A 24,188-nucleotide genomic window follows, 5' to 3' on the forward strand; every position below is an offset into this window, starting at 1 on the left:
GCGGCGCGCAGTTCGCCCCCGGCGGCCGGGGCGATCAGCGCCCCGGCCCGTACGAGGTAGGCGAGTTGGACGGGGCCGCCCGGCGAGGGCGCCGGTCCCCGTCCGGCGCGGGTGGGTCAGCCGTGGAGCTTGACCACGGCGGTGGTCGTCGTGTGCTTGAAGTCGGCCACCGGCGCGTGGGCGAAGTCACCCATCTGGCCCCACTTGACGACGGTCACGGTGCGGCCGTCCAGCCCGATCCCGTACAGGTGGATGCCCGGCTCCGAGTCCGGGTACGAGGTGTGGACGCCGTACACGTGGGCGCCGTCCTCGGCCGGGAGTGTGCCGTAGTCGCTCCCCCATAGCCTTAAGGGCATGGGCGGTACCCCCATCGCGGCCGTGCCCTGCGGGTGCTGCCGCTCCCAGTCGGCCGCGCAGGCGCGGACCTTCTTCTCGACGGCGGCGGCCAGCTTCCTGGCCGCGTCCGCGCTGCCGGTCCTGACCACGAGCTGGGCGGCACCGGTGTCGTACTCGGTCCAGAACGTGCGGTGCGACGAACCGGCGCTCGGCAGCGCCTTGTCGAGGCAGAACGGCGCGGTCTCCAGCAGGCCCTTGGTGACCTCGCTCGCGTACCAGTCGGAACCGGGGTGCGGCGGCAGCTCCTTGGGCACCAGGAACGCCGGGAGGCTCTGGGCCGTGCGCCCGGCCCGGTCTCCGGCCGGGCCCCCGGCCCGCGCCTGGTCCTGGGCGTGGGCGGTGCCGGTCACCGCGAGGGCCGCTCCGGTGGCCATGGCGACCGCGCCCGCCACGGCGGCGGCGCGAAGGGAGTTCTTACGCAGATGCATGTGGTGTTCCCCGTCTCTCGGGTCCGCCGCAGCGGTCGCGGCGGTACGTCACCAGCGTGTGCGGCCGCCGGACGCGGCGGCAACGGCCGGCGCGGGATCCGGGACGCTGGAACGCTTGCACGTACGCTGACTTGGGAGGACGGCAACGGCCTGGAACGCGCCCGCGGGACGCGGGACGCTGTGGGGAACAGGCCATGGGGGCGAGGGACATGGGGGTGGCTCCGTGGGGGGCGAAGAGGTGGAGCGGTTCGCGGCGTGTCTGCGCGGGCTGAAGGAACGTTCGGGCCGCAGCTACGGAGCGCTGGCCGGACGGCTGCATGTGAGTACGTCGACGCTGCACCGCTACTGCAACGGCGACGCCGTGCCCGCGGACTACGCGCCGGTGGAACGGCTGGCACGGCTGTGCGGGGCGAGCCCGGAGGAACTGGTCGAACTGCACCGCCGCTGGATCGTCGCGAACGCGGCACGGCGCACGGCCGCACGCGCGGCCGCGCCACCGGCCTCGGCCCCGCGCCCGGCCTCGGCCCCGCGCCGGGCGCCCGTCGCCTCCCGCGGCGCTGAGAAGACCGGGAAGGACGAGAAGGACGAAAGAGCCGAGAAGGACGGCGACGGCAGGCCGGGAGCGTCCGACGAGCAGGCGCAGGGGCGGCGCGGCGCGGGGCCGACCGGCTCCGGATCCGGGCGGCAGACCGGTGCCGGGCCCACGGGCAGCCCGGACCGCGGCAAGGGCGGCGACGGCACCGGAACCGGCACTCCGCTCGCCCTGAGCACCCGCTCCCATGTGTGGGAGAGCGGCTGCGATCACCGCTACCTCATCAATCGGCCGCCGTCCGCCGTCGCCCCGCCGCCCGTCGAACAGGACGCGCCGTCATGGGCCGCGGCCCACGGTGCCGTCCACGGCGGCACCACCAACGTGGAGGTGACGGTCCAGGGCCGGAGCGCGTCGGCGGTGGTGCTCCAGGCCCTGCATGTACGGGTCGTGGGGCGGCGCGCCCCGCTGCCGTGGTCGTCCTTCGCGATGGACGACGGCTGCGGCGGGGCGCTGACCCCGCGCGCCTTCTCCGTCGACCTCGACGCCGGCCGTCCGCTGGCCCGACCGACCGACGGCTTCGACGGCGAGCGGACGCTTGGTCCGCCTCCCTCCCCCAGACTCCGTCCGGGAGGTGCCCCCAGGTCTCCGCGTCCGATCCGGAGGTGCTGCTGGTCAACGCCCGTACGGCCGGGTGCGACTGCAGCTGGTATCTGGAGCTGGACTGGACGAGCGGAGACCGGCGGGGGACGATCCGGGTCAATGACGGCGGTGAGCCGTTCCGGACCAGCGGCACCAAGGGCCGCCCGGAATACGGTTACTCGCTGACCGACCGCGCCTGCGCATCGACGCCGCCTGATCGCGAGGGGCCGCGGCCCCGGGGGCGTCACCCCCGGGCCGCGACCCGTATGCGGACGTGGTGAAGGCCCGGCTACCGCTTCCACCAGGGCGCCGAGATGTCCCGCAGGGTGTTCGTGCCGCAGTGCACCTCGCCCATGCCCAGGTGGTACGTCTCGTAGTCGTCGATGTAGGACACCCGCATCCCCGCCTCGCGGTACGCGGCGTTGACCGCCTCGGTGAAGATGTCCTTGCCGCCGATCACCGGCCCCCACTGCTTCGGCGCGAGGTAGCGGTCCTTGCCCAGGACCACGCCGTTGACCGCGCCCGGTATGTACGCGCTGGTCATCACGGTGCCCGCGGCGGGCTCCTTCAGGTCCCGCTGCTGGCCGTACTCCCGTACCGCCTCCGGCACCTCGACCGAGGCGCCGAGCCTGGTCAGCCGCGGCGTCCGCGCACCGTCGCCCCGCTCCTCCTCGGAGCCCCGCGTGAACAGCGCGGGCACCCGGACCACCTCGGCGTCGGTGACGCCGGTCTCCCGCTTGAGGATCTCCAGGTTGGCGGCGATGCGCCGCGCGGCGAGGGCGTTGTCCTCGCGGATCGCGCGGGAGGCGAGCACCTGGTCGATGGTCTCCTTCGGCGCGGGCAGGTCCTTGCCGCCCTTGACCGAGAACATCCTGGTCCCGCCGTGGCCCGCGGCCTTCGCGTCCTTCAGCAGCCGCATCCCCGCCGCCGGGTCGGCGATCGCGATCCGCCAGCCGCGCGGGGTGTCGGCGGGCAGGAACTGGACGAACTCGTCCACGTGGCCGACGTGCAGCCACGAGGTGTCCAGCAGCAGCGGGTCCTGCATCCCCTGCGACGCCAGCAGCGTCCGCATCGCCTTGGCCGGCTTGAAGCCGATGTCCTTCTGCTCGCCCATGATGATGCGCCCGGCGGGGTACGACCGGCCGCCGTGCTCGTAGGCGGGGATGGTCTCCAGGTTGCCCATGGAGTCGAGGGTGGAGCTCTCGTCGCCGCGGCCGAGCGCGACCTGCACGGCGCCCACGTCACGCCCGCGCAGCTTCTCGAACACCTGGCGGCCCGCCGTACGGTCCGGCTGCGCCGAGCGGATCATCACCCGCATGCCCTGCGGCGTGCCGCCGGGGCCCGCCATGGTCACGTATCCCGGCTCCAGGAAGTCCTGGGCCCAGATGTCGTCGCCCTTGGTGAACTTCACCAGCGGTGCGGTGACGCCCGCCCGCTTGACCTCGGTCTCCAGCGTCTTGACGAAGTTCCGCTGGGCGCGCACGTACGGGTCGTCGCCGCGCAGCTCGGTGACCAGGACCTGCCGCGCCTGCTGGAGGTGATGGTGGGTGAGCAGCGGGGCGGCGTGCAGGGTGACCCGGTCGGTGCTGGCCTCGGCGCCGCCGCCGGGGCTGACCTTCAGTTCGACGACCGCGGTGCCGTCCCACACCGCCCGGTCGCGTACGACGTCGGTGCCCTCGATGCCGAGCTCCACCCCGGCGCGCAGCTCGGCGGCGGACAGCCGGGTCGTCGGCGTGACCGCGGTCCAGCCGGTGGCGCGCTTGACGAAGAGCCGGGTGTACTTCGCGCCGGTGCCGGTGACCTTGACCGTCCCGGTGGCGCCGCCGCGCAGTTCGGGCATCGGCACGGTGCGCAGCCGGGCCAGGTCGGCGGCGTCCGCGGTGCCGTTGACCTTGGTGTCGGCGGCGTCGTTGCACCGGGCGAGCTTGGCGTCCGGGAGCGGCTTGCCGTCCGGTCCTGTCGACTTGCACCGCTTGGTGTCGTCGTCGATGTTGGGGAGGAAGACCGCCCCTCGCCGGGTGGTCCAGCCGTCCTCACCGGCGTTGTCCGTGTCGCCGGTGACGTCCACCGCGCCGTCGCGGTTGACGTCCGCGCGGAGATCGGCCCGGGCGGGCGGATCGGCCGCGAAGGCGGGGGCCGCGGGAACCAGCGCCGCGCCCGCCAGCGTGATGGCCAGGACGGTCCGTCCCGGAAGAGTCACACGCACCATGCGTTCTTCTCGTTTCGTGAGACAGGTGGATCTGAAGGCAGATGGATCTGAGGTGTGCGTGGAGGAAGAGGCCGGGCGCGGCACGGGCGTTGTGCGATCGCGGCAAGAACGGCCTGCGGGCGTACATCCGCATCGCGGCGGCGGGGCGGCGGCCCGTCCCGGAGGGGGAGGCGCGCCCGCCCGATCTCCTTCGCGCGGCTCTTGACAGCGGCCGCCGGGCGGCCGGGGCGGAGTACCACGCCATGCGGCTGTGACCGGGGACACATAGGCTCGGCGTGGATCGGCCGTCACTCCCCCAGCCGGAGGCACCCCATGCCGGAGCTGTTCATCGGAGGTCAGTGGAGCGCAGCCGCCGACGGGCAGTCGCGTGAGATCCGCTGCCCGGCGGACGGCAAGCTGGTCGCCACCGTCGACGAGGGCGGGGCGAAGGACGCGCTGGCCGGTGTGCTCGCGGCCCGGGACGCCTTCGACCGGGGTCCGTGGCCCCGTACCCCGGCGGCCGAGCGCGGGCGGCTGCTGCTGCGGGTGGCGGACCTGCTCACCCGGGACAAGGCGGCGGTGGCCAGGGCGGAGTCCATGGACACCGGGAAGCGGTACGTCGAGAGCGAGTACGACGTGGACGACGTGGTCGGCTGCTTCCGCTACTTCGGCGCGCTGGCCACCGCGGGCGGCACCGACCGGGTGGTGAACATCGGCAGCCCGGAGATCGACAGCCGGGTGGTGCACGAGCCGGTCGGCGTCTGCGCGCTGATCACCCCGTGGAACTACCCGCTACTGCAGACCGCTTGGAAGGTCGCGCCCGCGCTCGCGGCGGGCAACACCTTCGTCCTCAAGCCGAGCGAGCTGACTCCGCACACCGCCATCCATCTGATGCGGCTGCTGGCCGAGGCCGGACTGCCGGACGGGGCCGCCAATCTGGTGCTGGGCGCAGGGCCCGTCGTCGGCGAGGCGCTCACCACGGACGAGCGGGTCGACCTGGTGTCCTTCACGGGCGGGCTCGTCACCGGACGGCACATCATGGCCTCGGTCGCGCCGACCGTGAAGAGGCTCGCCCTGGAGCTGGGCGGCAAGAACCCGAACATCGTCTTCGCCGACGCCGACTTCGACTCGGCCGTCGACCACACGCTGACGGCGGTGTTCCTGAACTCGGGTCAGGTGTGCTCCGCCGGTGCCCGGCTGCTGGTGGAGAACAAGGTGCACGACGCGTTCGTCGACGAGGTGGTGCACCGGGCCCGCCGGATCCGGCTCGGCGGCCCGTTCGACGAGCAGGCCCGCACCGGGCCGCTGATCTCCGAGGCGCACCGCGCGAAGGTGGAGGCGTATGTCGCGGCCGGGCTGGACGAGGGCGCGGTGCTGCGCTGCGGAGGCACCCCGCCCACCGATCCGGAGCTGCGGGACGGTTTCTACTACCTGCCGACCGTGCTGGACGACTGCACTCCGGGGATGTCGGTGGTACGGGACGAGTCGTTCGGGCCGGTGCTGACCGTCGAGCGGTTCCGCGGCGAGGCGGAGGCGGTCGCGGTCGCCAACGACACCGTGTACGGGCTGGCGGGCGCGGTGTGGACCCAGGACATGGAGCGGGCCCACCGGGTGGCGGGCCAGCTGCGCGCAGGGACCGTGTGGATCAACGACTTCCATCCGTACGTCCCGCAGGCCGAGTGGGGCGGGAGGAAGCAGTCCGGGATCGGGCGGGAGCTGGGGCCCGCCGGGCTGGCCGAGTACCAGGAGGCCAAGCACATCTGGCACAACACCGCGCCCCGTCCGCAGCGGTGGTTCGAGTGACATACGGCGGGCGCTGACGCACGGCCGTCGACGCGCGGCCGCCATGGCCGCCTGGACGTCTCCGACGGCCCGATGCCGGGACCGCGACGACGCGGCCGCCGTGCGCCGCCCAACCCGGCCGGGTCATCCCGGCCGTGCCGCGCCGGCGATGCCGCTGTCCGGGCCCACCGGGGCGAACTCGGTGTCGGGGGCGAAGTCGAAGCCGACCGGATCGGCGCCGCGCAGGGCCTCCTCCGTGTACGCCGTCCAGATCCGCTCGGCCCTGCCGTCGCCCGCGCCCTTCAACCGCACCTGCTTCTGGCTCTTCGCGTCCTCGCCGAACAGCCCCACCACCGTGACGAGCTGAGGCGTGTAGCCGACGTACCACGCCGCGTTCCGGTCATCGGACCTGCCGGACTTCGCCGCGACCGCCTGATGGACGGTACGGAGCCACTCCGGCTCCCTCGTGCCGTGCTCGCGCGGGTCCGCGAGGAACGCCGTGACCCTGTCGGCCGTGTCACGCCGTACGGCCTGGTCGCCGATCGCGTCCGGCAGGTTCACCGCCGTCTCGCCGCGCCGCGCGGAGGCCACGATCGTCGGAGTGACCTTTCGGCCCTGGTGGTCGAGCGTGGCGTAGACCCCGGCCAGGTCCAGCGGGCTGGTCCCCATCAGGCCGAGGGCCGTCGCCTTGGGGGCCGTGAAGCCGCTGGCGTCCGGGTCCATGCCGAGGGCCTTGGCGGTCTGCCTGATCTCGGCGGGGCCCACAGCGGTGTCGGGGCCCACAGCCGTCTCGGGGCCGTGCTCCAGCTGCCCGGCGAGCGCGACCGGTTCGAAGGCGGTGCCCGCCTGATAGTCGGAGCGCGTCGCGTTGCTGATGTAGTGCCGGGTGTAGTCCGGGCCGCCGTAGAGGGCGAGGACCCGGCCGGTGCGGGGGTCCACCGAGACGGCTCCGGTCTGCGTGTCGGCCGCCGCCGTACGGGACTTCGCGCCGCCGCGCGACTGGCGCGCGACCGCGCGCTCCAGCGACCGCTGCTTGTCCCGGTCGACGGAGAGGGTGATCGTCCAGCCGCCGGCCGCGAGTTCCTGTTCGCTGACCCCGGCGGCGATGAGCTCCTGCCGGGCGGCCTCGACCAGATAGCCCGCCTGGCCGCCGAGTCCGGGGGCGGGCCTCGGGGCGACCGGCTCGGGGAAGCGCATGTCCCGCCGCCGGTCGGGGTCCAGCCAGCCCATGTCGACCATGTTGTCCAGGACGTAGTTCCAGCGCCGGGTGACCAGCCGCTTCGCGGTGGGGCCCGCGACGGCCCAGTCGTACTGGCTGGGGGCCTGCACGAGCGCCGCGAGGTACGCGCCCTCCTCGACGGTCAGGTCCTCGACGTTCTTGTCGTAGTACGCGCGGGCCGCGGCCTGGATGCCATAGGCGACGCGTCCGAAGTAGCTGGTGTTCAGATACCCCGCGAGGATCTCGTCCTTGGAGCTGCGCTGGTCGACCTTGAGCGCGATGACCAGCTCCTTCACCTTGCGGGTGACGGTCTGCTCCTGGCTGAGGTAGTAGTTCTTGACGTACTGCTGGGTGATGGTCGATCCGCCCTGGGTGCCGCCGCCCGTCACGGTGCTGACCAGGCCGCGGGCGATGCCCATCGGGTCGACGCCCGCGTCCTGGTAGAAGGACTTGTTCTCGGCCGCGACGAAGGCGCGCCGCACGGGCTCGGGGACACGGCTGATGGGCACGCGCTCGCGGTTGATCTCCCCGGTGCGGGCCGCGACCGTGCCGTCGCTGTAGAGGTAGACGTTGGCCTCCGCCTTGGCCAGCGCGTTGGCCTCGGGGATGTCGATGCAGTAGTAGAGGACGGCGAAGGCGCCGAGCAGCAGTGCCCACAGGGACAGGACGTAGACGAGGATCCTCCGCCAGGTGAAGAAGCGGCGGATGCCGGTCCGCTTCGCCTCTTTCTTCTTTGCTTCCCCGACGTCCGTGGCGTCCTCGACATCCGTGACGTCCTTGACGTCCGTGGCGTCCTCGACGTCCTTACCGTTCTCCTCACACGTCTCGTCCGGCTTCGGCCTGTTCCGGGTGCGCATGGCGCCATCCTCGGCCGCCAAGATCTTGGAATGCCCAAGGCCGTGCGTCGGCTTCGACTCGGCGGTGTATCAGTCGTGTATCGGCCCGTGGTCGGGGTCCGGGTCCGGTCCGGGGCCGTCGGGGAGCCGGAGCACGGCCACCGCCCCGCCGTCGGGCGCGTTGCCGAACTCCAGCGCGGCGCCCAGAACATGCGCCTGGCCCAGCGCGATCGTCAGCCCCAGCCCATGGCCCCGGCCGCGCTCGCGGGCACCGGTGCGGAAGCGCTGCGGGCCATCCTCCAACAGCGCGTCCGGGTAGCCGCCCCCGTGGTCCCGTACGGTCACCGTCCGGCCGTCCGCGGCCACCGTCACCACCACCGGCGGGCGGCCGTGCCGGTGTGCGTTGACGACCAGGTTGGCCACGATGCGCTCCAGGCGCCGAGGGTCCGTCCAGACCTTCGCGGCGCCGTCGCCGTCCGCGTCGGCGCCCACGTCCACCGGCAGCGCGGTTCGGGCGACGGCCTCCTCGACCAGGGGGAGCACGGCACACGGCGACAGGTCGGCCCGTTCCGCCCCGGCGTCCAGCCGGGAGATCTCCAGCAGGTCCTCGACCAGGGTGCTGAGCACCCGTATCCGGTCGCGTACGTAACCGGCCGCCTCGTCATCGGGCGGCAGCAGCTCGGCGGCGGTGACCAGCCCCATCAGCGGCGTCCGCAACTCGTGGGCCACGTCGGCGGTGAACCGCTGCTCGCGGCGGAGCCGCTCCTGCAAGGCCGCGGCCATGGAATCCACGGCCCCGGAGATCTCGGCGATCTCGTCGTGCGGTCGGCCGGCCGCGGAGATCCGGGCGTCCAGGTCCCCGGCCGCGATCCGGCGCGCGGTCCCGGCCGCGGTACGCAGCCGTCTGCCCATGCGCTCGGCCGTCAGCACCCCCAGCGGCAGGACGACGGCGGTGGTGACCAGACCGGCCAGCACGATGTTGGTGTCGAGGGCGCTGAGGTCCCTGATCGTCTGACCCATGTCGACCCGTACCGACAGCACCCGGTCGCCGGCGGGCCGGGCCGCCCACATCGCCGGGCCGCCGGGCCCGGAGGCGAACTCGGTGCCCCGGTGGCCCTTGGCCACCAGTCCGCGCAGGCCCGCCGGGAGGCCGGGCGCGTCCAGGGCGGCGCCGGAGCCCTGGACCGCCCCGGTGCGGGCGTAGGTGACGGCGGCGCGGTCGAGCGTGGTGCGGGCGGCGTCGCGCGCCTGGGACAGTTCGCGGTCCCGGGAGGCGTGGTGGACCAGCACGCCGACGGCCGCGGCGACGGCGCAGGTCGCGGCGGCCACGAGGGCGGCGATCCGCCATCTCAGCGCCATCGTCAGCGCCTGAGCTTGTAGCCGAACCCGCGGACCGTCTCGATCCGTTCGGCACCGATCTTGGCGCGCAGACGCTGTATGTGCAGGTCGACCACCCGGGTGTCGCCGTGCCAGGCGTGGTCCCATACCCGGCTGAGCAGGGTGCGGCGTTCGAGTACGACGCCGGGCGAGGCGGCGAACTCCAGCAGCACCCGCAGCTCGGTCGGGGTCAGGGCCAGCGGCTCGCCCGCGCGGCACACCTCCATGCCCTTGGGGTCGATCGTCAGGTCGCCGAAGGAGAGCAGCTCGTCGTCGCCGGGTGCCCCGGCCGCGGCGGTGCCCTCCCCCGCCGCCCGCTCCACGGGGGCGAAGGACGCGCGGCGCAGCAGGGAACGGATCCGGGCGACGAGCACGGCGCTCTCGCACGGCTTGACCACGTAGTCGTCGGCGCCCGCTTCGAGCCCGGACACGACGTCGAGGGCGTCGCCGCGAGCGGACAGCATCAGGATCGGGGCCAGGCTCAGCTCCCGTACCCGGCGGCACAGCCCGATCCCGTCCAGCTCGGGCAGCATCACGTCCAGCAGGAGCAGGTCGGGCCGCCGCTCGCGGAAGAGCTCCAGGCCGGTGAGGCCGTCGGCCGCGGTGGAGACGGTGAATCCGTAGCGCTGGAGGACCATCCGGACCGTGTTGCGGATCACCTCGTCGTCCTCGACGAGCAGCAGATGCGCCTCGGTCGCGGGCCCGGCGGCGCCCGCCACTCCGGCGACCGCGGCGGCTCCGCCGGCTCCGGGCGGGGTGAAGGCGGTGGTCATGGTGTCGTCCTCGCGTCTGCGCCGCTGTCCGCGCCCGGCGTTCCCTGGGCGTCCGGAGGTGTGCCGGCCGGCCCCTCCGGTGGAGGGACGGGAGCGAGGACCCGGCCGTTCCACTTCAGGTGGGTGGTGATCTGCCCCTCCTGGCCGCGCGAGGAGATGACCAGGTCGCGGCCGATGGTCTCACCGGTGAGCCCGAGCGGGCCCCAGTGGATCAGCACGGGCCGCACCGTGTCGCCGGAGGCCTGGTAGACCTCCAGCACGGTCAGCCGGAACCCCAGCGCGTCGATGGCCACCACCAGTTCGTCCCGGCCGTCGCCGGTCAGGTCGCGGTAGACGGGATCGCGCAGGGAGCAGTCCGCGGGGCAGTCGCCGCGGGCGGCGCCGCGCACCCACTCCGGCACGTTGAAGTCGTGTTCCAGCAGCGTCCGCACCGGCAGCTTCCGCAAACCCCCGGCGGGCACGGTGACGCCTTTGACCGGCGGATACGACGCGACGTCGGCACTGGGTTCGGGCTTGGTGGGCGCCACGGGGGGCGTGTAGCGGGGCCAGAGCGGCGACGCGCTGGTCGGCGGCGCCAGCCGGGGCGCCGCGCCCCCGTCCCGCGCCCCGGTGTCGGCCGCACAGCCCACCAGGCCCACCGCCGCCAGGACGAGGCCGGCCAGCGCAGCGACGGGGGCGACCGCCGTGCGGGCGGAGGCGGAACGGTGGGGACGCATAGCCCCGCCAGCCTAACGGCGCCGCGACACCGCACCCGCCCCCGCCCTACCGCCGCTCAGGCAGCGTCAGCGCAAGGACCGTGCTGAACAGATGCAGCCCCGCGTAGATCCACATCACGCCCTGGACCCCCAACGGCCCGATGAACAGGGTCCCGATCAGCGGCCCCAGCGCCACGCTGGCCCCCGCCCCCAGGCTGTACGCGGACATCACCTGCCCCTTGCGTTCGGGGGCCTGGGCCGTCAGCAGCGGCGGCAGCGGTACATAGCCGGCCATCCCGGCGCCGAGCGCACCGGCCGCCACCGCGGCGACGAGGAAGTCATGGCCCGCGGCCACCGGCAGGTAGTACAGGGCCAGGCAGCCGATCGCGGAGAGCACGCCGCCGAGCCAGGCCACGGTCCGGCGCCAGCTCCACCGGTCGCCGAGGGCGCCGAAGACCACCACGAAGGCCAGGTTGGTGCCCATCATCACGGTCAGCAGGTGCAGCCATTCCGACAGCTCGAACCCGATCCGGTCGGTGAAGAACAGCGGCATGAAGACCCAGACGCCGAACTGCGAGGTGGTGTTGATGAGCCGGACCACCGCGCCGACGGCGACCTTGGGCTTCTCGGTGAGGATGGTGAAGCTTCCGGCGAGTGTGCTGCGTACGTCGCGCTGCCCGGGCGGGAGCAGTCCCTGGAAACCGGTCCGGTCGCGCAGCAGGGTCAGGGCGACGGCGCTGCCGGCGAGGACCAGGCCGAGGGCGAGCCACAGGGTGCGGTAGGCGCCGATGGCCGGTATGAGCGAGGCGGCCAGCAGCGAGCCGAGGGTGGGCAGCCCGAGGGTGAAGGCGAACCAGAACCAGCCGAGTGCGGTCCCGGCCTGCCGCCGGGGCACGGACGCCATGATCCACACCATGAAGCCGTAGGCGAACAGCGGGTAGCCGAGCCCTCGGACGCCGTAGCTCGCGAGGATCAGCGGATAGCTCTTGGCGGGGACGGCGACCGCCAGCAGCAGGACGTGGAAGACCACCCAGAAGGCCGCTCCGGCCGCCATCACCCGACGCGGCCCCCAGGCGTCCGACAGCGCGCCGGCGAGGAACGCGCCGATCGCCGCGGCGACGCCGTAGACGGTGAAGACCACGCCGACGCCGCTTTCGGAGAAGCCCAGGTCGACCAGGTACGGCGAGAGGTAGCCCGCCTCGATCCCGTCTCCGACCATGAACAGGACGAGGCCGAGATACCCCCAGGCCAGCGTGGCGGGGATGCCGATCCGGTCGAGGAGCCCCCGGAAGGGCGAGTGCTCCGGGGACGGCGGCGGCCCGCCGTCGGGGCTCGGGATCCGGGTCGGCGTGAGGCTCTGCGCCACGGGCACTCCTCCGTACTGGTTCGGCGCCCGGTGAGCGCCGCGTCGATGTGGCCCGATGAAAGCCGGAGGAAACAATTCCTGTCAACGGATTGCCAAAACATCTCAGAAAGTGTGTGATGTTTGACGAGCTCGGCACGCGCCGGGCCGAAGGCCGCGGAAGATCGCGGAAGGTCGCCGAGGAGGGCACGGGCCTGATGAAGCAGAGTCGCGGGACCGAGGTCGAGGTCGAGCAGCGCCGGCGCCGGCTGCTGCAACACGTCATCGCCGAGGGCGCGGTGCGTATCGACGCCCTGGCCGAGAACCTGCGGGTCAGCACCATGACCGTCCACCGCGACCTGGCCAACCTCGAATCCCGGCAGCTGCTGCACAAGCGCCGCGGCATGGCCGTCGCCCTGCCGAACGTCACCCTGGAGACCGCCACCCGGTTCCGCGAGTACCTCGACGTCGAGGTGAAGGAGGCGTTCGCCGAGGTGCTGGCCGGGGAGGTCGAGCCGGGCCAGACCGTCCTCATGGACTGCGGCAGCACGCTGTTCCCACTGGCCCGCAGGCTGACGCGGATCGAGGAGCTGACCGTGGTCACCAACTCCCTCCGGGTCGCCGGGATCGTCGGCGGCGCCGACGCCGCCCCCGGCACGCGGGTGGTGCTGCTGGGCGGCACCTTCCGCAACGACTTCGAGGCGTGCGCCGGCACGGACACGCTGCGCCAGCTCTCCCGGATACGCGCCAACGTGATGTTCTCCTCCGCCACGGCCCTCCAGGGCGGCCGGCTGTACCACCCGGACCAGGAGTGGGCCGACCTCAAGGAGGCCATGCAGGGCGCGGCGGAGCGCCGCGTGCTCCCCGTCGACCACACCAAGTTCGGCCGTACGGCCACCTACGGATACGGCGACGCCACCGGCTACGACCTGATCGTCACGGATGCGGCCACGCCCGAGGACGAGATCACGGCCATCGAGGCACTCGGGGTCCCCGTCGAGCTCGTCACCACCTGAAAGGCAGTCACCTTCATGCGCGCTGTAGTGATCCAGACCCCCGGCAGATACTCCGTGGAGACGGTGGACGACCCCACTCCGGGGCCCGGTGAGGTCGTCGTGGCGGTCGCCGCCGTGGGCATCTGCGGCACCGACGTCCACATCGTCGACGGGGAGTTCGCCCCCACCCCGTACCCGATCATCCCCGGACACGAGTTCACCGGCGAGGTCGTCGCACTCGGGGCCGGGGTGACCGGGGTCCGCGCCGGCGACCGGGTCGCCGTCGACCCGTCGCTCTTCTGCGGCGCCTGCCACTTCTGCGCCATCGGCCGCGGCAACCTGTGCGAGCGGTGGGGCGCCATCGGTGACACGGTGGACGGCGCGATGGCCGAGTACGTCACCGTCCCCGCCGCCAACTGCCACCGGCTGCCGGAGAGCGTGAACCTGGTGCAGGGGACGCTGATCGAACCGCTCTCCTGCGCGGTGCACGGCTTCGACGTACTCCCCCGCGACCTCGGCTCGCACTACCTGATCTACGGCGCGGGCACCATGGGCCTGATGATGCTCCAGCTGGCCGTCGGGGCCGGGGCCGCCTCCGTCTCGATGGTCGACCTCAACACCGACCGGCTGGAGGTGGCGCGCAAGCTCGGCGCGGACGCGGCGGCGACCGGCGCCGACGCGTTCGACCGGCCGCAGGGCTGGGAGGTCGTCATCGACTGCACCGGCGCCGTCCCGGCCATCGAGGACGGGCTGTCCCGCGTCCGGCGCGGTGGGACGTTCCAGCAGTTCGGCGTCGCCCCGTCCGAGGCGAAGGCGGCGTTCTCGCCGTTCCGCGTCTACAACGACGAGATCACCATCGTCGGGTCCATGGCGGTGGTGCACAGCTTCGGACGGGCCGTCGAGCTCATGGGCAAGGGCGTCCTGGACGCCGCCACCATGATCACGCACAGCTTCGCGCTGGAGGACTTCGGGGACGCGCTCCAGACCTTCCGCGGCGGCCACGGCCGCAAGATCCAGATCCGCCCGGGAGCCTGAGACCGTGCCCACCGTCGCGGGGGTGGACAGCTCCACCCAGTCCTGCAAGATCGTCGTCTGCGACGCCCGGACGGGCGAGGTGCTGGCGCGGGGTCGCGCGACCCATCCCGAGGGCACCGAGGTGCACCCCGAGGCCTGGTGGCAGGCTCTGCTCACGGCCGGGAAGGGCCTGTTGGAGCACGTGGACGCGATCGCGGTCGCCGGGCAGCAGCACGGCCTGGTCGCGCTCGGCGCGGACGGGGAGCCGGTCCGCGAAGCACTGCTGTGGAACGACACCCGCTCCGCACCGGCCGCCGCGGATCTCGTCGAGGAGTTCGGCGGGGCCCGAAGGTGGGCGAAGGCGGTCGGCACCGTACCGGTCGCCGCCATCACCGCCGCCAAGCTGCGCTGGATGGCCGACCACGAGCCCGGCCTCGCCAATCGTACGGAGGCGGTGATGCTGCCGCACGACTGGCTCACCTGGCGGCTGCGCGGCGGCGCCGCGGCCTGGGCGGAGCCGACCACCGACCGCGGCGAGGCCTCCGGCACCGGCTACTGGTCCCCGGCCGAAGGGCGCTACCGCGAGGACCTGCTCCACCTCGCCTTCCGCGGCCGCGCCCCCGGGCTGCCCCGGGTACTGGAGCCGTACGAGGCGGCGGGGCGGACGCCGGACGGGGTGCTCGTCGCCGCGGGCACCGGCGACAACATGGGGGCCGCGCTCGGCCTGGGCATCGGCCCCGGCGATGTCGTCATCTCCCTCGGCACCAGCGGCACGGCCTTCGCGTGCTCGCCGCGTCCCACCGCCGACGCCTCCGGCGCGGTCGCGGGATTCGCCGACGCCACCGGGCAGTTCCTGCCCCTGGTCTGCACCCTCAACGCCGCGCGGGTACTCAGCTCCACGGCCCGGATGCTGGATACCGACCTGGCGGAGGTCGGCACCCTCGCGGCCAAGGCCGCGCCGGGCGCGGAAGGCCTCGTCCTGCTGCCGTACCTGGGCGGGGAGCGCACCCCCAACCTCCCGGACGCCTCGGGCAGCCTGCTGGGGATGCGCAAGGCCAACATGTACCCGCACAACCTGGCGCGCGCCGCGGTCGAGGGCATGCTGTGCGGCATGGCCGACGCCCTGGACAAGCTGCGCGCGGAGGGCGTCGGGGTGGACCGGGTGCTGCTCATCGGCGGCGCCGCCAAGGCGCCGGTGGTGGGCGAGGTCGCCGCCGGGATCTTCGGTGCGGCGGTCACCGTCCCCCACCCGGACGAGTACGTGGCGCTCGGCGCCGCCCGCCAGGCCGCCTGGGCCCTGAGCGGCGCCCCGCAGCCGCCGGCGTGGCCCGCGTCCGGCGCGGTGGAGATCCCCGCGCCGGTGGACGGCGGCACCGCGGGGCTGCGGGTGCGGGAGGCGTACGAGCGGGCGTGGCGGTCGCTGTACGGCTGACGGGCGGGAGCAGACGCCGAGACGGGGGGAACAGACGCCGAGTAGACACTGTCCACTCAGCCAGTAGACAGTGTCTACTCGGCCTGGTAGACAGTGTCTATGAACGAGCGCGACACGGGGCTGCGAGCCCGTTTGGTGGAGGTCGGCGTCGACCTGGTGGCCAGCGAGGGGATGCAGGCCCTCTCCCTGCGGGAGATCGCCCGCAGGGCCGGGGTGTCACACGGGGCGCCCCGCCGCTACTTCCCGACGCATGTGGATCTGCTGTCCGCCATCGCGCGTCAGGGCTTCGCCGAGCTGACCGCGAAGGCCGACGAGGCGGTGAGCGGCCTTCAGGCGGACCCGCGCGCCCGGCTCACGGCACTGGGGCGGGTCTATCTCGACTTCGCGCTGGGCAACCGCGGCATGTACGAGCTGATGTTCCGACACGACCTGCTGGAGAGCAACCGCCTGAGCCTGCGGGAGACCAGCCTGCCGCTGTTCGGCCTCCTGGTGGACCTGGTCGCCGAGGCGCGGACGGAGCCCGGCGCAGAGCCGCGGGTCGTGGCGGGCGCGCTCTGGGCGAACCTGCACGGCGTCGCCCAGTTGTGGGGATGGGGCAGCCTCCAGCTCGCGGCGGGGGCCGACGACGTCGAACCGCTGCTGCGCGCCGCGCTGGACGCGCACCTCGGACCGGCGCCCCTCGGACCGGCGACCTGATGAGCCGCCATCGCCGCCTCACGCTCGCCGGCAGCGTCACCGGGGCCGTGATCGTCGCGCTGGACGGGACCGTACTGACCATGGCTCAGCCCGCCATGCAGCGGGATCTGGACGCCTCGTTCGCACAGGTCCAGTGGACCAGCACCGGATACCTGATCGCCGTGGCGAGCCTGCTCGTCTTCGCCGGCCGCCTCGGCGACCGGTACGGCCATCAGCGGATCTTCGGGATCGGGATGCTGGGCTTCGCCGCCGCGTCGGCGGCGATCGGCCTGGCGCCCGGCGTCGGCTGGGTCATCGGGCTGCGCGTCGCCCAGGGGGTCTTCGGCGCACTGCTGCAACCGGCCACTCTCGGGATGCTGCGCGCCGCGTACCCGCGCGACCGGCTCGGCAGGCCCATCGCGCTGCGCACCAGCGCCATCGGCGTGGCGGCCGCGGCGGGCCCGGTCGTCGGCGGCGCGCTGGCCGCGCACTGGGGCTGGCGAGCGGTCTTCTTCCTCGGTGTCGCACCGGCGCTGGCCGCGGGTGCGCTGGCTCTGGCCGTACGCATGCCGGAGCCGGAGCCGCCGGGTCGGAAGCCCGAGCCGGGTCGGGAACCGAAGCCGGGACCGACCGCGGCTCCCGAGCCCCAGTCCGCCTCCGCCGCGCGGCTCGACCTGCCCGGCGCCTGTCTCCTCGCGGCGGCTCTCGCCTGCCTGGTGCACACGCTGGTCGGCATACCGGAATCGGGGTGGACGGCGGCGACCGGACTGGGAGTGGTCGCCGCGACCGCCACCGGGGGCGCCTTCGTCCGGCACGAGCGGCGCACCGCGAGTCCGCTGGTGCCGCCGAGCGTGTTCCGATCGGCGGCCGTCGCCCCCGCGCTCGGCGTGCTGGTGGCCGCGTCGGCGGCGCTGTTCGGGGCCCTGTTCCTCGGCACGTACCTCCTCCAGGACGTCATGGCGCTGGACCCGCTCCAGAGCGGCCTGCGAGTGCTGCCCCTGGCCGTGATGATGGTGCTGTGCGCGCCGGCCGCCGCCGTGCTGATGCGCCGTCAGGGTGCCCGCCGGACGGCGGTGGCGGGAATGGCCCTCCTCACCCTCGGCGTCCTGCTGCTGACCCGTCTCGACCAGGGGTCGACCGCTGTCGGGATCGGTGGTTGCTTCCTCCTCCTGGGTGCCGGTTTCGGCACGGTGATGGTCACCGCGACCGCCGTCGTCGTGCGCCACGCGCCGGCGGACGCGGCCGGGGTGGCCGGCGGACTCCAGCAGACCGCGATGAACGTCGGCCCGGCGCTGGGGGTCGCCGCGGCGACGATGCTGATGAACCTCTCGGCACCCGCCCCCGCCACCACTGGGCCGCCCGGCGAGGGACCACGCTGGACCGGCGACGCCTTCACGTCCGCGATGGGTCCCACCCTGACGGCCCTCGCGGCGGTGGCCGCCGGCGGCGCGCTCCTGGCGGCCAGGCTGCCCAAGACAGCGCGTCGCAACCCCCACGCCAAGGCGATATGACGTACAAAAGTCAAATGCTAATGATTACCCGCAAAACCGCCCTCACCCTCACCACGCTCGGCTTGGTGGTCGGCAGCCTTGCCGGGTTCACAGGCACGGCTCACGCGGCCCCCGCGGGAGATGGGGAACCAGGTCCGGCCGTGAGACTCGTCTGCGAGTCTCCCCTGCAAAAGCTGGTCAAGGACCGTTGCGCTTACGAGATGTGGGTCAAGCCGCGGCTCGCGAGCCTGTCGTCGTACAACTACTACGTGTGACGCCGGTCAGGCCACTGGGCACAACGCGGGCCGGCGGGGCCGGGGACGACCGTGGCCACCGCCGGCGGGCCCCGGTGGTCAGTCGTCGTAGTGCAGGGTGGCGTCCTCGTCCATCGTCGGGTGCAGCTTCATCGGCTCGTGCTCATCCCGGTCCGACGGACGAGGCGGCTCCGGCCCGTCGGGCCCGGAGCGGACCATCCGCTCGATGCGGCAGATCCGGAACAGGCTGCGCCCCACACGCGCTTCATTGGCGCGGCCCGCGGCTTTGAACTCCTCCGCGGCCCGCGCGTACTCCGCTTGCTCCGATTCGCTCAACTCGTAGACCATCGGCCAGGTCTCGGCCAAGCAGCCGTAGAGCAGGCACCGCGCCTCGTGCGGGGTGGGCACAAGGGACCCGCGCGGCCGCCACCCTCCTTCCGTGCGCTCGGCGACGCCGAAGCCGACGGGGAGGAGTACGACGTCGGGATGGTCGGCGACCGCCCGCCTGGAGTCCTCGACCACGTCGGGGGCGAACAGCGCGCCCGGGTAGGAGAAGTCCCGCAGCGCCAGCGTCAGGGCGCCCGCCATGAGGCCGCTCTCCCGGTCGGGATCGAGGACGAAGCCAGGGTCCGGGGAGGGGGTCTGACGATGTCCGTCCCAGGGCAGGTCGGCCGCCTCCACGTCCGTCGGCCTCGGCGGCTCCAGGCCGTCCTCCCCGCCGCGCGCGAACGCGTCCCCCCGCACCACCCGGTACCGCACGCCGAGGGCCTCCAGTTCGTTGACCGGCTCGCGTTCGAGCACCGCCACCGCCGCCAGCAGGTCGCGCCGCACACCGATGTCGTCGGTGTCGTCCTTGGCCCTGAACCACAGCATGGAGTTCAGCCGGTCCCGGGCCTCTTGAGGCGTGCCGCTCGTCACCGACTCCACCAGCCGCCACCCCGTACCGGCTCCGGAATCCCGCGCGGCGAGGCCGAAGACCGGTCCGCGGAGCGCGACGTACGGGTACCGGCAGGATCTGTCCACGGCATCGGCCTCGGTCACCCAGGCGGCGGGGTCGTCCCGGCGCACCAGACCCGCGTGGATCCGATCCAGCTGTCGCTTCCAGTCATCGGCCATGTGCACATTGTTGCGACCAGGGCTCACTCGCCGGGCCCGAACGCCCAAAAGGATCAGAACTTCACGCCGCGCGTGCGGCGGAGTCGCCGCCAGCCGCGCGGAAACGAAAAAACCCCAGCTCAGCTGGGGTTTTTGGTGGTGTCCGAGGGGGGACTTGAACTCTCGCCTCGGGCACCAGCCTCTTAGTTCTGTGACCTGCGGGAACGTACCCGACACGCCACAGATTTGACCAACGTCGTTGGCCGTGCGTTCCCCCTGTTTCGGGCCGTTTCGGACCGCCGTGGGTCACGCGTGGGTCACGTGCCCAACCCGCTCTGAGATGGCAGCGCCCCGCCTATCTGCCGGGGAGACAGACGGGCAGGGCGGTCACTCACCAGTTAGACGGGGGCATGGTGTCGGGGCGGACTGTCGGCGTGCTCCTGCTGTGTCGCTCCTGGCAGGGCGGAACATGCTTTCAGAGGAAGCCGTGGCCGCCTGGTGTGAGCACGGTCGGGCCGGGACGGGTTACGCCACCCCCGCCGGGCTCTTGGTTGGGGGACCAAGATCGGGCGGGGCCATCCGGCAGGGGCGGAGACTGTAGGGCTAGCCGGTTGTCGAAGCCTGGCGTTTGCGGTACTTGGCGAGTTCGTCCAACACCTGCTTGATCTTCAAACCGGCGTCTCGCGCTTCCTGCACCGTAATCTGTCCGAGGTCGATTCGGTGATCAGAGCGTTGACAGCCGCTACACGGGCTGACGATTTCGATGTTGTCGAATTCGATATCCAGACGCCGTAGTGCGTCAACGAGATCACTGCCCGCGTCCTCGGCATCTTCCCGTTCATGGCAAATCCAGTAGGTGCGTTCAACCATTTTTAGCCCTCCATGCCTATGAGCTTCCCATGTGCGCGACAATAGAACGACAGGGGCGCCTTGATGCTGGTGCACCGGCTACCTTTGGGGTCTGACAGGTCCTCGATGTAAATGCAGACGCCCTGGTTCTCAACGATCTCGGGCTTCGGATGCCCGTGTTCCTTGTGGAGTTTGATTGCGAAGGTGATCGCACGGAGTGACTCGGCGTCTTCGTTCCGCCTGTACTCCCTTTCCTGCTTCGCCAATGACGCGCATGCCAGACATGACAGGGGGTCCGCCGGAACTGCGCGGGGTGTGAGTAGATCCATGTCGCCTTTCTGACCCGCCCCTGCCGGGATTCCTTGAGCGTGGGAGTACATCTCTTCGGTTAGTTCGGCAGGGGCGGGAGTCTGCCGTGTCACTCGGCACCCGCAGCGAGCAGGGCCCCCAGGAGAACGCCGCACACCACGAGCGCCAGGATCAGCAGCGGGCCCGCGAACCGTCCCACACGGGCCGTGACGCGACGCCTGGCGGCATGGAGACGGGACTGCGCGCAGGTGCGTCGGGCGTGGGACCGTGGCCGGTGCGGCTGGAGACCAGGAGGCGCGGTAAGGGTGACTAGGAGTTCCCTCTGAGTCGGGGATGCCCCCTCACTGACAGGGTTGGGGTCCACCCGCCAGTGCTGCTGAACCGTGACCAAGAACTGACAATGCGTCGGCTCCCTGTCCGTGTGGCCGATCGCCCACACTTCAACCGGCCGTGCGTCATCGTCCACCAGGCCGGACCGTTCCGCGCACGTCATGCACTGCACGCCGTAAATCGCCTCCGGCGCGCCCTCAGCGGTCTCGGGCCTCAGTACCCACTTGGCCCCCTTCCTGATTGCGGGCGCCGTCACAGCCACTTCCCCGGCTTGGCGAGGTAGGGCCTGGTGATGTGCTCCCGGTAGGTGAGGTGTTCGGGGTTGGCCTTGAGGTGCCGTTCTGCCCACTCGTGCGCATCCGCCATTTCCTCACTGCGAGGCCCCATCTCCTCACATACAGCGCAGGTCATGGCGTAGGTGTACGGCTCGGCGTCGGGCTCGGTGTCCGACGTGATCAAGTATTCGCGGAAACGGTAGGTCTCGCGGGTCACTTCTTCTCACCTCGCGCCAGGTGGTCATGGATCTGCGCGGCTAGGTCGTCTGCCCGCTGACCCAGCTCGGTGAGGGTCGGGCGATCCTCACTGTCCGGCACCTGTTCACCGTGCTGCGGCGGAGGTGTCGTCTGGGGGATCACCGCGCCATCCCCCTTCATGCTTCGGGGTGTCATCGCCCAGCACCCTTCTTGATGGCGTCCGCCAGCGCACGAGCCACCGGAGCCGAGCACAGACCCAGCTCCACAAGCGCGTGACCGGAGACCCCCGCACGCACGGGGGTGCGGATGTCCATCGAAGGAAGCTGGATCCCCGCCAGCCGGAGGGCTGACGCCAACTCATCGCGAGCCGCCTCGGCTTCGCGGATCCTTGTTCGAGCGGGGGGTGTCTGGTCTGCTGTCATGGCCGGTCTCCGTACACGTCTTGTGTGCGACCCAGATGGGCGGGTACCTACGTGGTGTACTTCAACCATCGCCGCCCATAAGGCCGTTCACAGCCCCACGGCTATGACAGGGCATCAGTCATGATCAGAAAGCCATGACAGGGGGCGTGTCATGAAAGTGAGGTTGACGCATGGCAGTAGAGGAAGATACGACGCCTGATCCGTCGTCGTCGCTGCTCGCGTTCTTCGGTTCTGAGCTTCGGCGAGTCCGGCTCCAGGCTGGCGTGTCCCAGGAGGAGGCAGCCGAGAGGGCGCACACAACACAGTCGATGATCAGCAAGGTTGAGGCGGCCAAGCGCGTACCGTCAGAGGACCTTGCGCGGGATCTCGACATCGCGTTCAAGACTGACGGATACCCTCGCGGGCACTTCTCACGGTTGTACCCACTCGTCATCCGCTATGCCTACCCATCATGGTTCCTGCCGTTCATTGAGCTAGAGCGTGAGGCTTCGTCCATGCGCGTCTTTGAGAGCCAGATCATCCCTGGTCTCTTGCAGACGGAGGACTATGCGCGAGCGATGCTGACTGCCGTTCGTCCGGACAACCTGGATGATCTGATCGCCGCGCGCATGACCCGACAAGGGGTCTTCGAGCGGGAGGCTCCGCCCCGATGCTGGTTCGTTGTGGATGAGTACGTTCTGCTTCGCCACATTGGCGGCAAGGCAGTGATGGGCCCTCAGCTTGAGCGCTTACTAAAGGCGGCCGAAGAACCCCGAACCGTGATTCAAGTCATTTCACGGGACGTTGCCGCTCATCCCGGACTGTCCGGGCCCTTCACCGTGTTGGGTTTCAATGAAGGTGCGGACGTGCTCTTTGTAGACGGCTTCTCCCAAGGACGCACAGCTCTTGACACGGATGAAGTGGCCGAAGGCGCCCGAGCCTATGATCTGCTCAGGGCGGTGGCACTGTCGCCCGACGCGTCCGCCGAACTGATCGGCAGGCACTTGGAGGAGCTAGGCAAATGATCAGCGCAAGCAAGCTGCCCGTTGCATGGCGCAAGAGTAGCTACAGCACCAATGGCGGGAACTGCCTTGAGGTCGGGGAAGGGGTTGCCCATGTCGTCCCTGTCCGCGACTCCAAGGACCCTGACGGCCCGGCGCTGGTCTTCAAGGCGTCGGCCTGGTCCGCGTTCGTGGCCGGGGTGAAGGCAGGGGACTTCCCTACTGCCTGACCAAAGCAAATGTGGCCCCCGCCGGGGATCCGGCGGGGGCCCGTTGCTGAGTTTGTTAGAGGAGAGCGCGGAAGGGGTTGCCGGAGTCTGGAGCGGGCGACCGCTTGACCGGACCGGCCTCCGGGGCCTGCTTCGGTGCCGGGCGGTAGGTATCGAGCTCCACGACCGTGGCGCGGTTCTCCACGCGCTCTGCGCTGGCTGGCTGCGGCTCGGAGTGGCGGGAGTCGTCACTGCGGAGTGTGAACACGGTGGCCGGTCGGCCCGTCTTACCCGACCGTTCGACGGTGACGACGATTTCGGGAAGTGCCTTGACCTCAGCGGCGGTTGCCCCCACGAACGGGAGGACCTGAGACGACGTCGCCCGACCGCCGTGCATCTCGATCCGGGCCCGCACCTTGTCGGCGAGGGTGAGCGGCTGGCGCTTCACCTTCGGAGCGTCGGCCCCCTTGGTGATCCGTACGGCGTCCTGCACCGAGCGGCGAACGAGAGTGAAGGCTGCGGACAACATCTCTTCCGTGATGATCTCGGAGCACTCCGAGGCAGCGAGGCAGGCCGCGACCCTGAGTGTCTGCTCTGCGGTCCGTTCGATGAAGACGGCCTGAGTCTCCGGCAGCGTCTCACCCAGGATGCGGGCGTACCGGCGGATGATCCGCCACAGCGGCCGGGCGTCTTCCCCGAGCGTGATCACGCGGGGTCGGGCGGTGGCCCAAGCGTAGGCGTCGGACAGTTCCCCACTGTCCACCTTCGGCAGAGTCACCCGGTCGTCGTCCAGCATCGGCACGGCACCGAGCAGGAACGGCAAGATGCGGTTGTACGAGCCTCCTGCCGCTTCCGACTGGCCTACGTACCGGGCCCAATCGGACGGCGTGATGTGCGCGTGGAAGACCATGGCAGGGTCGCGTACTTCCTGCGCTGCTTCCTTGGTTGTGTTGCGTAGCGGGGCCCCATCGAATGCCATCCGGAGCTTGGCTGTGAACGACGCATCCCGCTTCACCCTGCGAAGCACCTCGCTCCACTCCTCCTCACACACAAGCGCTCGGACATCCCGCCCCTGCTCTGTCTCTGCGGTCGCTTCCTGCTGCTCCCACAGGTGATTGACCATGCTGGCACCGGAGGTGATCCCGGAGGTGGTGTGTGTGGCCAGGAAGCGACCCAAGGACTTGTCCAGGACGTGAAGCGCTGCCCGGAGCGCGGTGCCCTTCCCTCGCCCCGTACCAGCCACTAAAGCCGACCACAGGAGTACCGGACGGGCGTTGCCTCGGGACGACACCTTGACCGTGCCGCCGATGGCGGCCGACCACATGGTGAGCGCTGCCACGTAGATGCCGAGGGGGTCAGTCTCGACGAAGGGCGCGACCTTGCGGACTGCGCGACCGATCGGACCGTAGAACATGGGGGTGCTCATGCTGCCTCTGTCTCAAGAAGGAGTGGGT

At 71.6% G+C, this 24,188-nt stretch carries 22 protein-coding genes; 11 read left to right on the forward strand and 11 right to left on the reverse strand.

What is annotated here, in order from left to right; all coding sequences use genetic code 11:
• Positions 1 to 116: 116 nt before the first annotated feature.
• Entirely contained in the window at positions 117 to 824 is a 708-nt protein-coding gene (locus ACQUSR_RS05495; protein ID WP_431041390.1) for a hypothetical protein, read from the reverse strand.
• 223 nt (positions 825 to 1,047) lie between these two features.
• Between ACQUSR_RS05495 and ACQUSR_RS05500 the strand changes: the two genes are divergently transcribed.
• Positions 1,048 to 2,181, forward strand: coding sequence for a helix-turn-helix domain-containing protein (locus ACQUSR_RS05500; RefSeq protein ID WP_431041391.1), 1,134 nt, complete (start codon positions 1,048 to 1,050; stop codon positions 2,179 to 2,181).
• A 103-nt stretch (positions 2,182 to 2,284) separates the two neighbouring features.
• Here the strand turns inward: ACQUSR_RS05500 and ACQUSR_RS05505 are convergent, their stop codons facing one another.
• Positions 2,285 to 4,204 (reverse strand): protein-arginine deiminase domain-containing protein, encoded by a 1,920-nt coding sequence (locus ACQUSR_RS05505; protein WP_431041392.1) that lies wholly within the window; start codon positions 4,202 to 4,204, stop codon positions 2,285 to 2,287.
• Positions 4,205 to 4,245: 41 nt separating this feature from the next.
• Between ACQUSR_RS05505 and ACQUSR_RS05510 the strand changes: the two genes are divergently transcribed.
• Together ACQUSR_RS05510 and ACQUSR_RS05515 are read left to right on the forward strand one after the other, a co-directional pair.
• A complete protein-coding gene (locus tag ACQUSR_RS05510) occupies positions 4,246 to 4,458 on the forward strand; it encodes a hypothetical protein (RefSeq protein ID WP_431041393.1) in 213 nt (70 codons plus the stop codon).
• Between the two features lie 58 nt (positions 4,459 to 4,516).
• Entirely contained in the window at positions 4,517 to 5,986 is a 1,470-nt protein-coding gene (locus ACQUSR_RS05515) for an aldehyde dehydrogenase family protein (protein WP_431041394.1), read from the forward strand.
• A 123-nt stretch (positions 5,987 to 6,109) separates the two neighbouring features.
• Here the strand turns inward: ACQUSR_RS05515 and ACQUSR_RS05520 are convergent, their stop codons facing one another.
• The 5 genes from ACQUSR_RS05520 to ACQUSR_RS05540 all read right to left on the reverse strand — a co-directional run bounded on the left by ACQUSR_RS05520 (position 6,110) and on the right by ACQUSR_RS05540 (position 12,231).
• Complete coding sequence (locus ACQUSR_RS05520) at positions 6,110 to 8,041, reverse strand: transglycosylase domain-containing protein (RefSeq protein WP_431041395.1); 1,932 nt, start codon at positions 8,039 to 8,041, stop codon at positions 6,110 to 6,112.
• 69 nt (positions 8,042 to 8,110) lie between these two features.
• The gene (locus ACQUSR_RS05525; RefSeq protein ID WP_431041396.1) at positions 8,111 to 9,379 is read right to left on the reverse strand and encodes an ATP-binding protein; all 1,269 of its coding nucleotides are present in this window, start codon (positions 9,377 to 9,379) and stop codon (positions 8,111 to 8,113) included.
• A gap of 2 nt (positions 9,380 to 9,381) precedes the next feature.
• The gene (gene cseB / locus ACQUSR_RS05530) at positions 9,382 to 10,170 is read right to left on the reverse strand and encodes a two-component system response regulator CseB (RefSeq protein ID WP_431041397.1); all 789 of its coding nucleotides are present in this window, start codon (positions 10,168 to 10,170) and stop codon (positions 9,382 to 9,384) included.
• Complete coding sequence (locus ACQUSR_RS05535) at positions 10,167 to 10,886, reverse strand: hypothetical protein (protein WP_431041398.1); 720 nt, start codon at positions 10,884 to 10,886, stop codon at positions 10,167 to 10,169. Before ACQUSR_RS05535 ends, cseB begins: the two co-directional genes overlap by 4 nt.
• A gap of 46 nt (positions 10,887 to 10,932) precedes the next feature.
• Positions 10,933 to 12,231 carry an MFS transporter gene (locus ACQUSR_RS05540; protein ID WP_431041399.1) on the reverse strand — a complete coding sequence of 433 codons (1,299 nt, stop codon included), beginning with the start codon at positions 12,229 to 12,231 and terminating at the stop codon, positions 10,933 to 10,935.
• A 116-nt stretch (positions 12,232 to 12,347) separates the two neighbouring features.
• On the opposite strand from ACQUSR_RS05540, the gene ACQUSR_RS05545 reads away from it, so the two are divergent.
• The 5 genes from ACQUSR_RS05545 (at position 12,348) to ACQUSR_RS05565 (ending at position 17,834) form a co-directional block, all read left to right on the forward strand.
• On the forward strand, positions 12,348 to 13,223 hold the full coding sequence (locus tag ACQUSR_RS05545; protein ID WP_431041400.1) for a DeoR/GlpR family DNA-binding transcription regulator: 876 nt from the start codon (positions 12,348 to 12,350) through the stop codon (positions 13,221 to 13,223).
• A 15-nt stretch (positions 13,224 to 13,238) separates the two neighbouring features.
• Positions 13,239 to 14,237, forward strand: coding sequence for a zinc-dependent alcohol dehydrogenase family protein (locus tag ACQUSR_RS05550; RefSeq protein WP_431041401.1), 999 nt, complete (start codon positions 13,239 to 13,241; stop codon positions 14,235 to 14,237).
• Between the two features lie 4 nt (positions 14,238 to 14,241).
• A complete protein-coding gene (gene xylB, locus ACQUSR_RS05555; RefSeq protein ID WP_431041402.1) occupies positions 14,242 to 15,648 on the forward strand; it encodes a xylulokinase in 1,407 nt (468 codons plus the stop codon).
• Between the two features lie 99 nt (positions 15,649 to 15,747).
• Complete coding sequence (locus tag ACQUSR_RS05560; RefSeq protein WP_431041403.1) at positions 15,748 to 16,344, forward strand: TetR/AcrR family transcriptional regulator; 597 nt, start codon at positions 15,748 to 15,750, stop codon at positions 16,342 to 16,344.
• On the forward strand, positions 16,344 to 17,834 hold the full coding sequence (locus ACQUSR_RS05565) for an MFS transporter (protein WP_431041404.1): 1,491 nt from the start codon (positions 16,344 to 16,346) through the stop codon (positions 17,832 to 17,834). The genes ACQUSR_RS05560 and ACQUSR_RS05565 overlap by 1 nt, the downstream gene beginning before the upstream one ends.
• 332 nt (positions 17,835 to 18,166) lie before the next feature.
• Here ACQUSR_RS05565 and ACQUSR_RS05570 read toward each other — a convergent pair whose 3' ends face one another.
• Positions 18,167 to 19,183, reverse strand: a complete 1,017-nt coding sequence (locus ACQUSR_RS05570; protein WP_431041405.1) for a DUF5954 family protein — start codon at positions 19,181 to 19,183, stop codon at positions 18,167 to 18,169.
• Between the two features lie 582 nt (positions 19,184 to 19,765).
• Positions 19,766 to 20,032 carry a hypothetical protein gene (locus tag ACQUSR_RS05575; RefSeq protein ID WP_431041406.1) on the reverse strand — a complete coding sequence of 89 codons (267 nt, stop codon included), beginning with the start codon at positions 20,030 to 20,032 and terminating at the stop codon, positions 19,766 to 19,768.
• A 394-nt stretch (positions 20,033 to 20,426) separates the two neighbouring features.
• On the opposite strand from ACQUSR_RS05575, the gene ACQUSR_RS05580 reads away from it, so the two are divergent.
• Positions 20,427 to 20,633 carry a hypothetical protein gene (locus tag ACQUSR_RS05580; protein WP_431041408.1) on the forward strand — a complete coding sequence of 69 codons (207 nt, stop codon included), beginning with the start codon at positions 20,427 to 20,429 and terminating at the stop codon, positions 20,631 to 20,633.
• 269 nt (positions 20,634 to 20,902) lie between these two features.
• Here the strand turns inward: ACQUSR_RS05580 and ACQUSR_RS05585 are convergent, their stop codons facing one another.
• Positions 20,903 to 21,142, reverse strand: coding sequence for a hypothetical protein (locus ACQUSR_RS05585; protein WP_431041409.1), 240 nt, complete (start codon positions 21,140 to 21,142; stop codon positions 20,903 to 20,905).
• Between the two features lie 573 nt (positions 21,143 to 21,715).
• Here ACQUSR_RS05585 and ACQUSR_RS05590 point away from each other — a divergent pair.
• Together ACQUSR_RS05590 and ACQUSR_RS05595 are read left to right on the forward strand one after the other, a co-directional pair.
• Positions 21,716 to 22,549 carry a helix-turn-helix domain-containing protein gene (locus tag ACQUSR_RS05590; RefSeq protein WP_431041410.1) on the forward strand — a complete coding sequence of 278 codons (834 nt, stop codon included), beginning with the start codon at positions 21,716 to 21,718 and terminating at the stop codon, positions 22,547 to 22,549.
• On the forward strand, positions 22,546 to 22,755 hold the full coding sequence (locus tag ACQUSR_RS05595) for a DUF397 domain-containing protein (protein ID WP_431041411.1): 210 nt from the start codon (positions 22,546 to 22,548) through the stop codon (positions 22,753 to 22,755). Before ACQUSR_RS05590 ends, ACQUSR_RS05595 begins: the two co-directional genes overlap by 4 nt.
• A gap of 55 nt (positions 22,756 to 22,810) precedes the next feature.
• Here ACQUSR_RS05595 and ACQUSR_RS05600 read toward each other — a convergent pair whose 3' ends face one another.
• Positions 22,811 to 24,160, reverse strand: a complete 1,350-nt coding sequence (locus tag ACQUSR_RS05600; protein ID WP_431041412.1) for a DUF3987 domain-containing protein — start codon at positions 24,158 to 24,160, stop codon at positions 22,811 to 22,813.
• Positions 24,161 to 24,188: the final 28 nt, after the last annotated feature.

It is taken from the genome of Streptomyces sp. P1-3, assembly GCF_050613155.1.
GTDB lineage: Bacteria > Actinomycetota > Actinomycetes > Streptomycetales > Streptomycetaceae > Streptomyces.

What these genes read in the sequence shown, in the direction of transcription:
- ACQUSR_RS05505 (WP_431041392.1), bottom strand. Translation starts at nt 4,204, where the DNA reads ATGGTGCGTGTGACTCTTCCGGGACGGACCGTCCTGGCCATCACGCTG.
- ACQUSR_RS05525 (WP_431041396.1), bottom strand. Translation starts at nt 9,379, where the DNA reads ATGGCGCTGAGATGGCGGATCGCCGCCCTCGTGGCCGCCGCGACCTGC.
- ACQUSR_RS05575 (WP_431041406.1), bottom strand. Translation starts at nt 20,032, where the DNA reads ATGGTTGAACGCACCTACTGGATTTGCCATGAACGGGAAGATGCCGAG.
- ACQUSR_RS05510 (WP_431041393.1), top strand. Translation starts at nt 4,246, where the DNA reads ATGGATCTGAGGTGTGCGTGGAGGAAGAGGCCGGGCGCGGCACGGGCG.
- ACQUSR_RS05600 (WP_431041412.1), bottom strand. Translation starts at nt 24,160, where the DNA reads ATGAGCACCCCCATGTTCTACGGTCCGATCGGTCGCGCAGTCCGCAAG.
- ACQUSR_RS05560 (WP_431041403.1), top strand. Translation starts at nt 15,748, where the DNA reads ATGAACGAGCGCGACACGGGGCTGCGAGCCCGTTTGGTGGAGGTCGGC.
- ACQUSR_RS05515 (WP_431041394.1), top strand. Translation starts at nt 4,517, where the DNA reads ATGCCGGAGCTGTTCATCGGAGGTCAGTGGAGCGCAGCCGCCGACGGG.
- ACQUSR_RS05535 (WP_431041398.1), bottom strand. Translation starts at nt 10,886, where the DNA reads ATGCGTCCCCACCGTTCCGCCTCCGCCCGCACGGCGGTCGCCCCCGTC.
- ACQUSR_RS05520 (WP_431041395.1), bottom strand. Translation starts at nt 8,041, where the DNA reads ATGCGCACCCGGAACAGGCCGAAGCCGGACGAGACGTGTGAGGAGAAC.
- ACQUSR_RS05545 (WP_431041400.1), top strand. Translation starts at nt 12,348, where the DNA reads ATGTTTGACGAGCTCGGCACGCGCCGGGCCGAAGGCCGCGGAAGATCG.
- ACQUSR_RS05570 (WP_431041405.1), bottom strand. Translation starts at nt 19,183, where the DNA reads ATGGCCGATGACTGGAAGCGACAGCTGGATCGGATCCACGCGGGTCTG.
- ACQUSR_RS05590 (WP_431041410.1), top strand. Translation starts at nt 21,716, where the DNA reads ATGGCAGTAGAGGAAGATACGACGCCTGATCCGTCGTCGTCGCTGCTC.
- ACQUSR_RS05495 (WP_431041390.1), bottom strand. Translation starts at nt 824, where the DNA reads ATGCATCTGCGTAAGAACTCCCTTCGCGCCGCCGCCGTGGCGGGCGCG.
- ACQUSR_RS05550 (WP_431041401.1), top strand. Translation starts at nt 13,239, where the DNA reads ATGCGCGCTGTAGTGATCCAGACCCCCGGCAGATACTCCGTGGAGACG.
- cseB (WP_431041397.1), bottom strand. Translation starts at nt 10,170, where the DNA reads ATGACCACCGCCTTCACCCCGCCCGGAGCCGGCGGAGCCGCCGCGGTC.
- ACQUSR_RS05595 (WP_431041411.1), top strand. Translation starts at nt 22,546, where the DNA reads ATGATCAGCGCAAGCAAGCTGCCCGTTGCATGGCGCAAGAGTAGCTAC.
- ACQUSR_RS05565 (WP_431041404.1), top strand. Translation starts at nt 16,344, where the DNA reads ATGAGCCGCCATCGCCGCCTCACGCTCGCCGGCAGCGTCACCGGGGCC.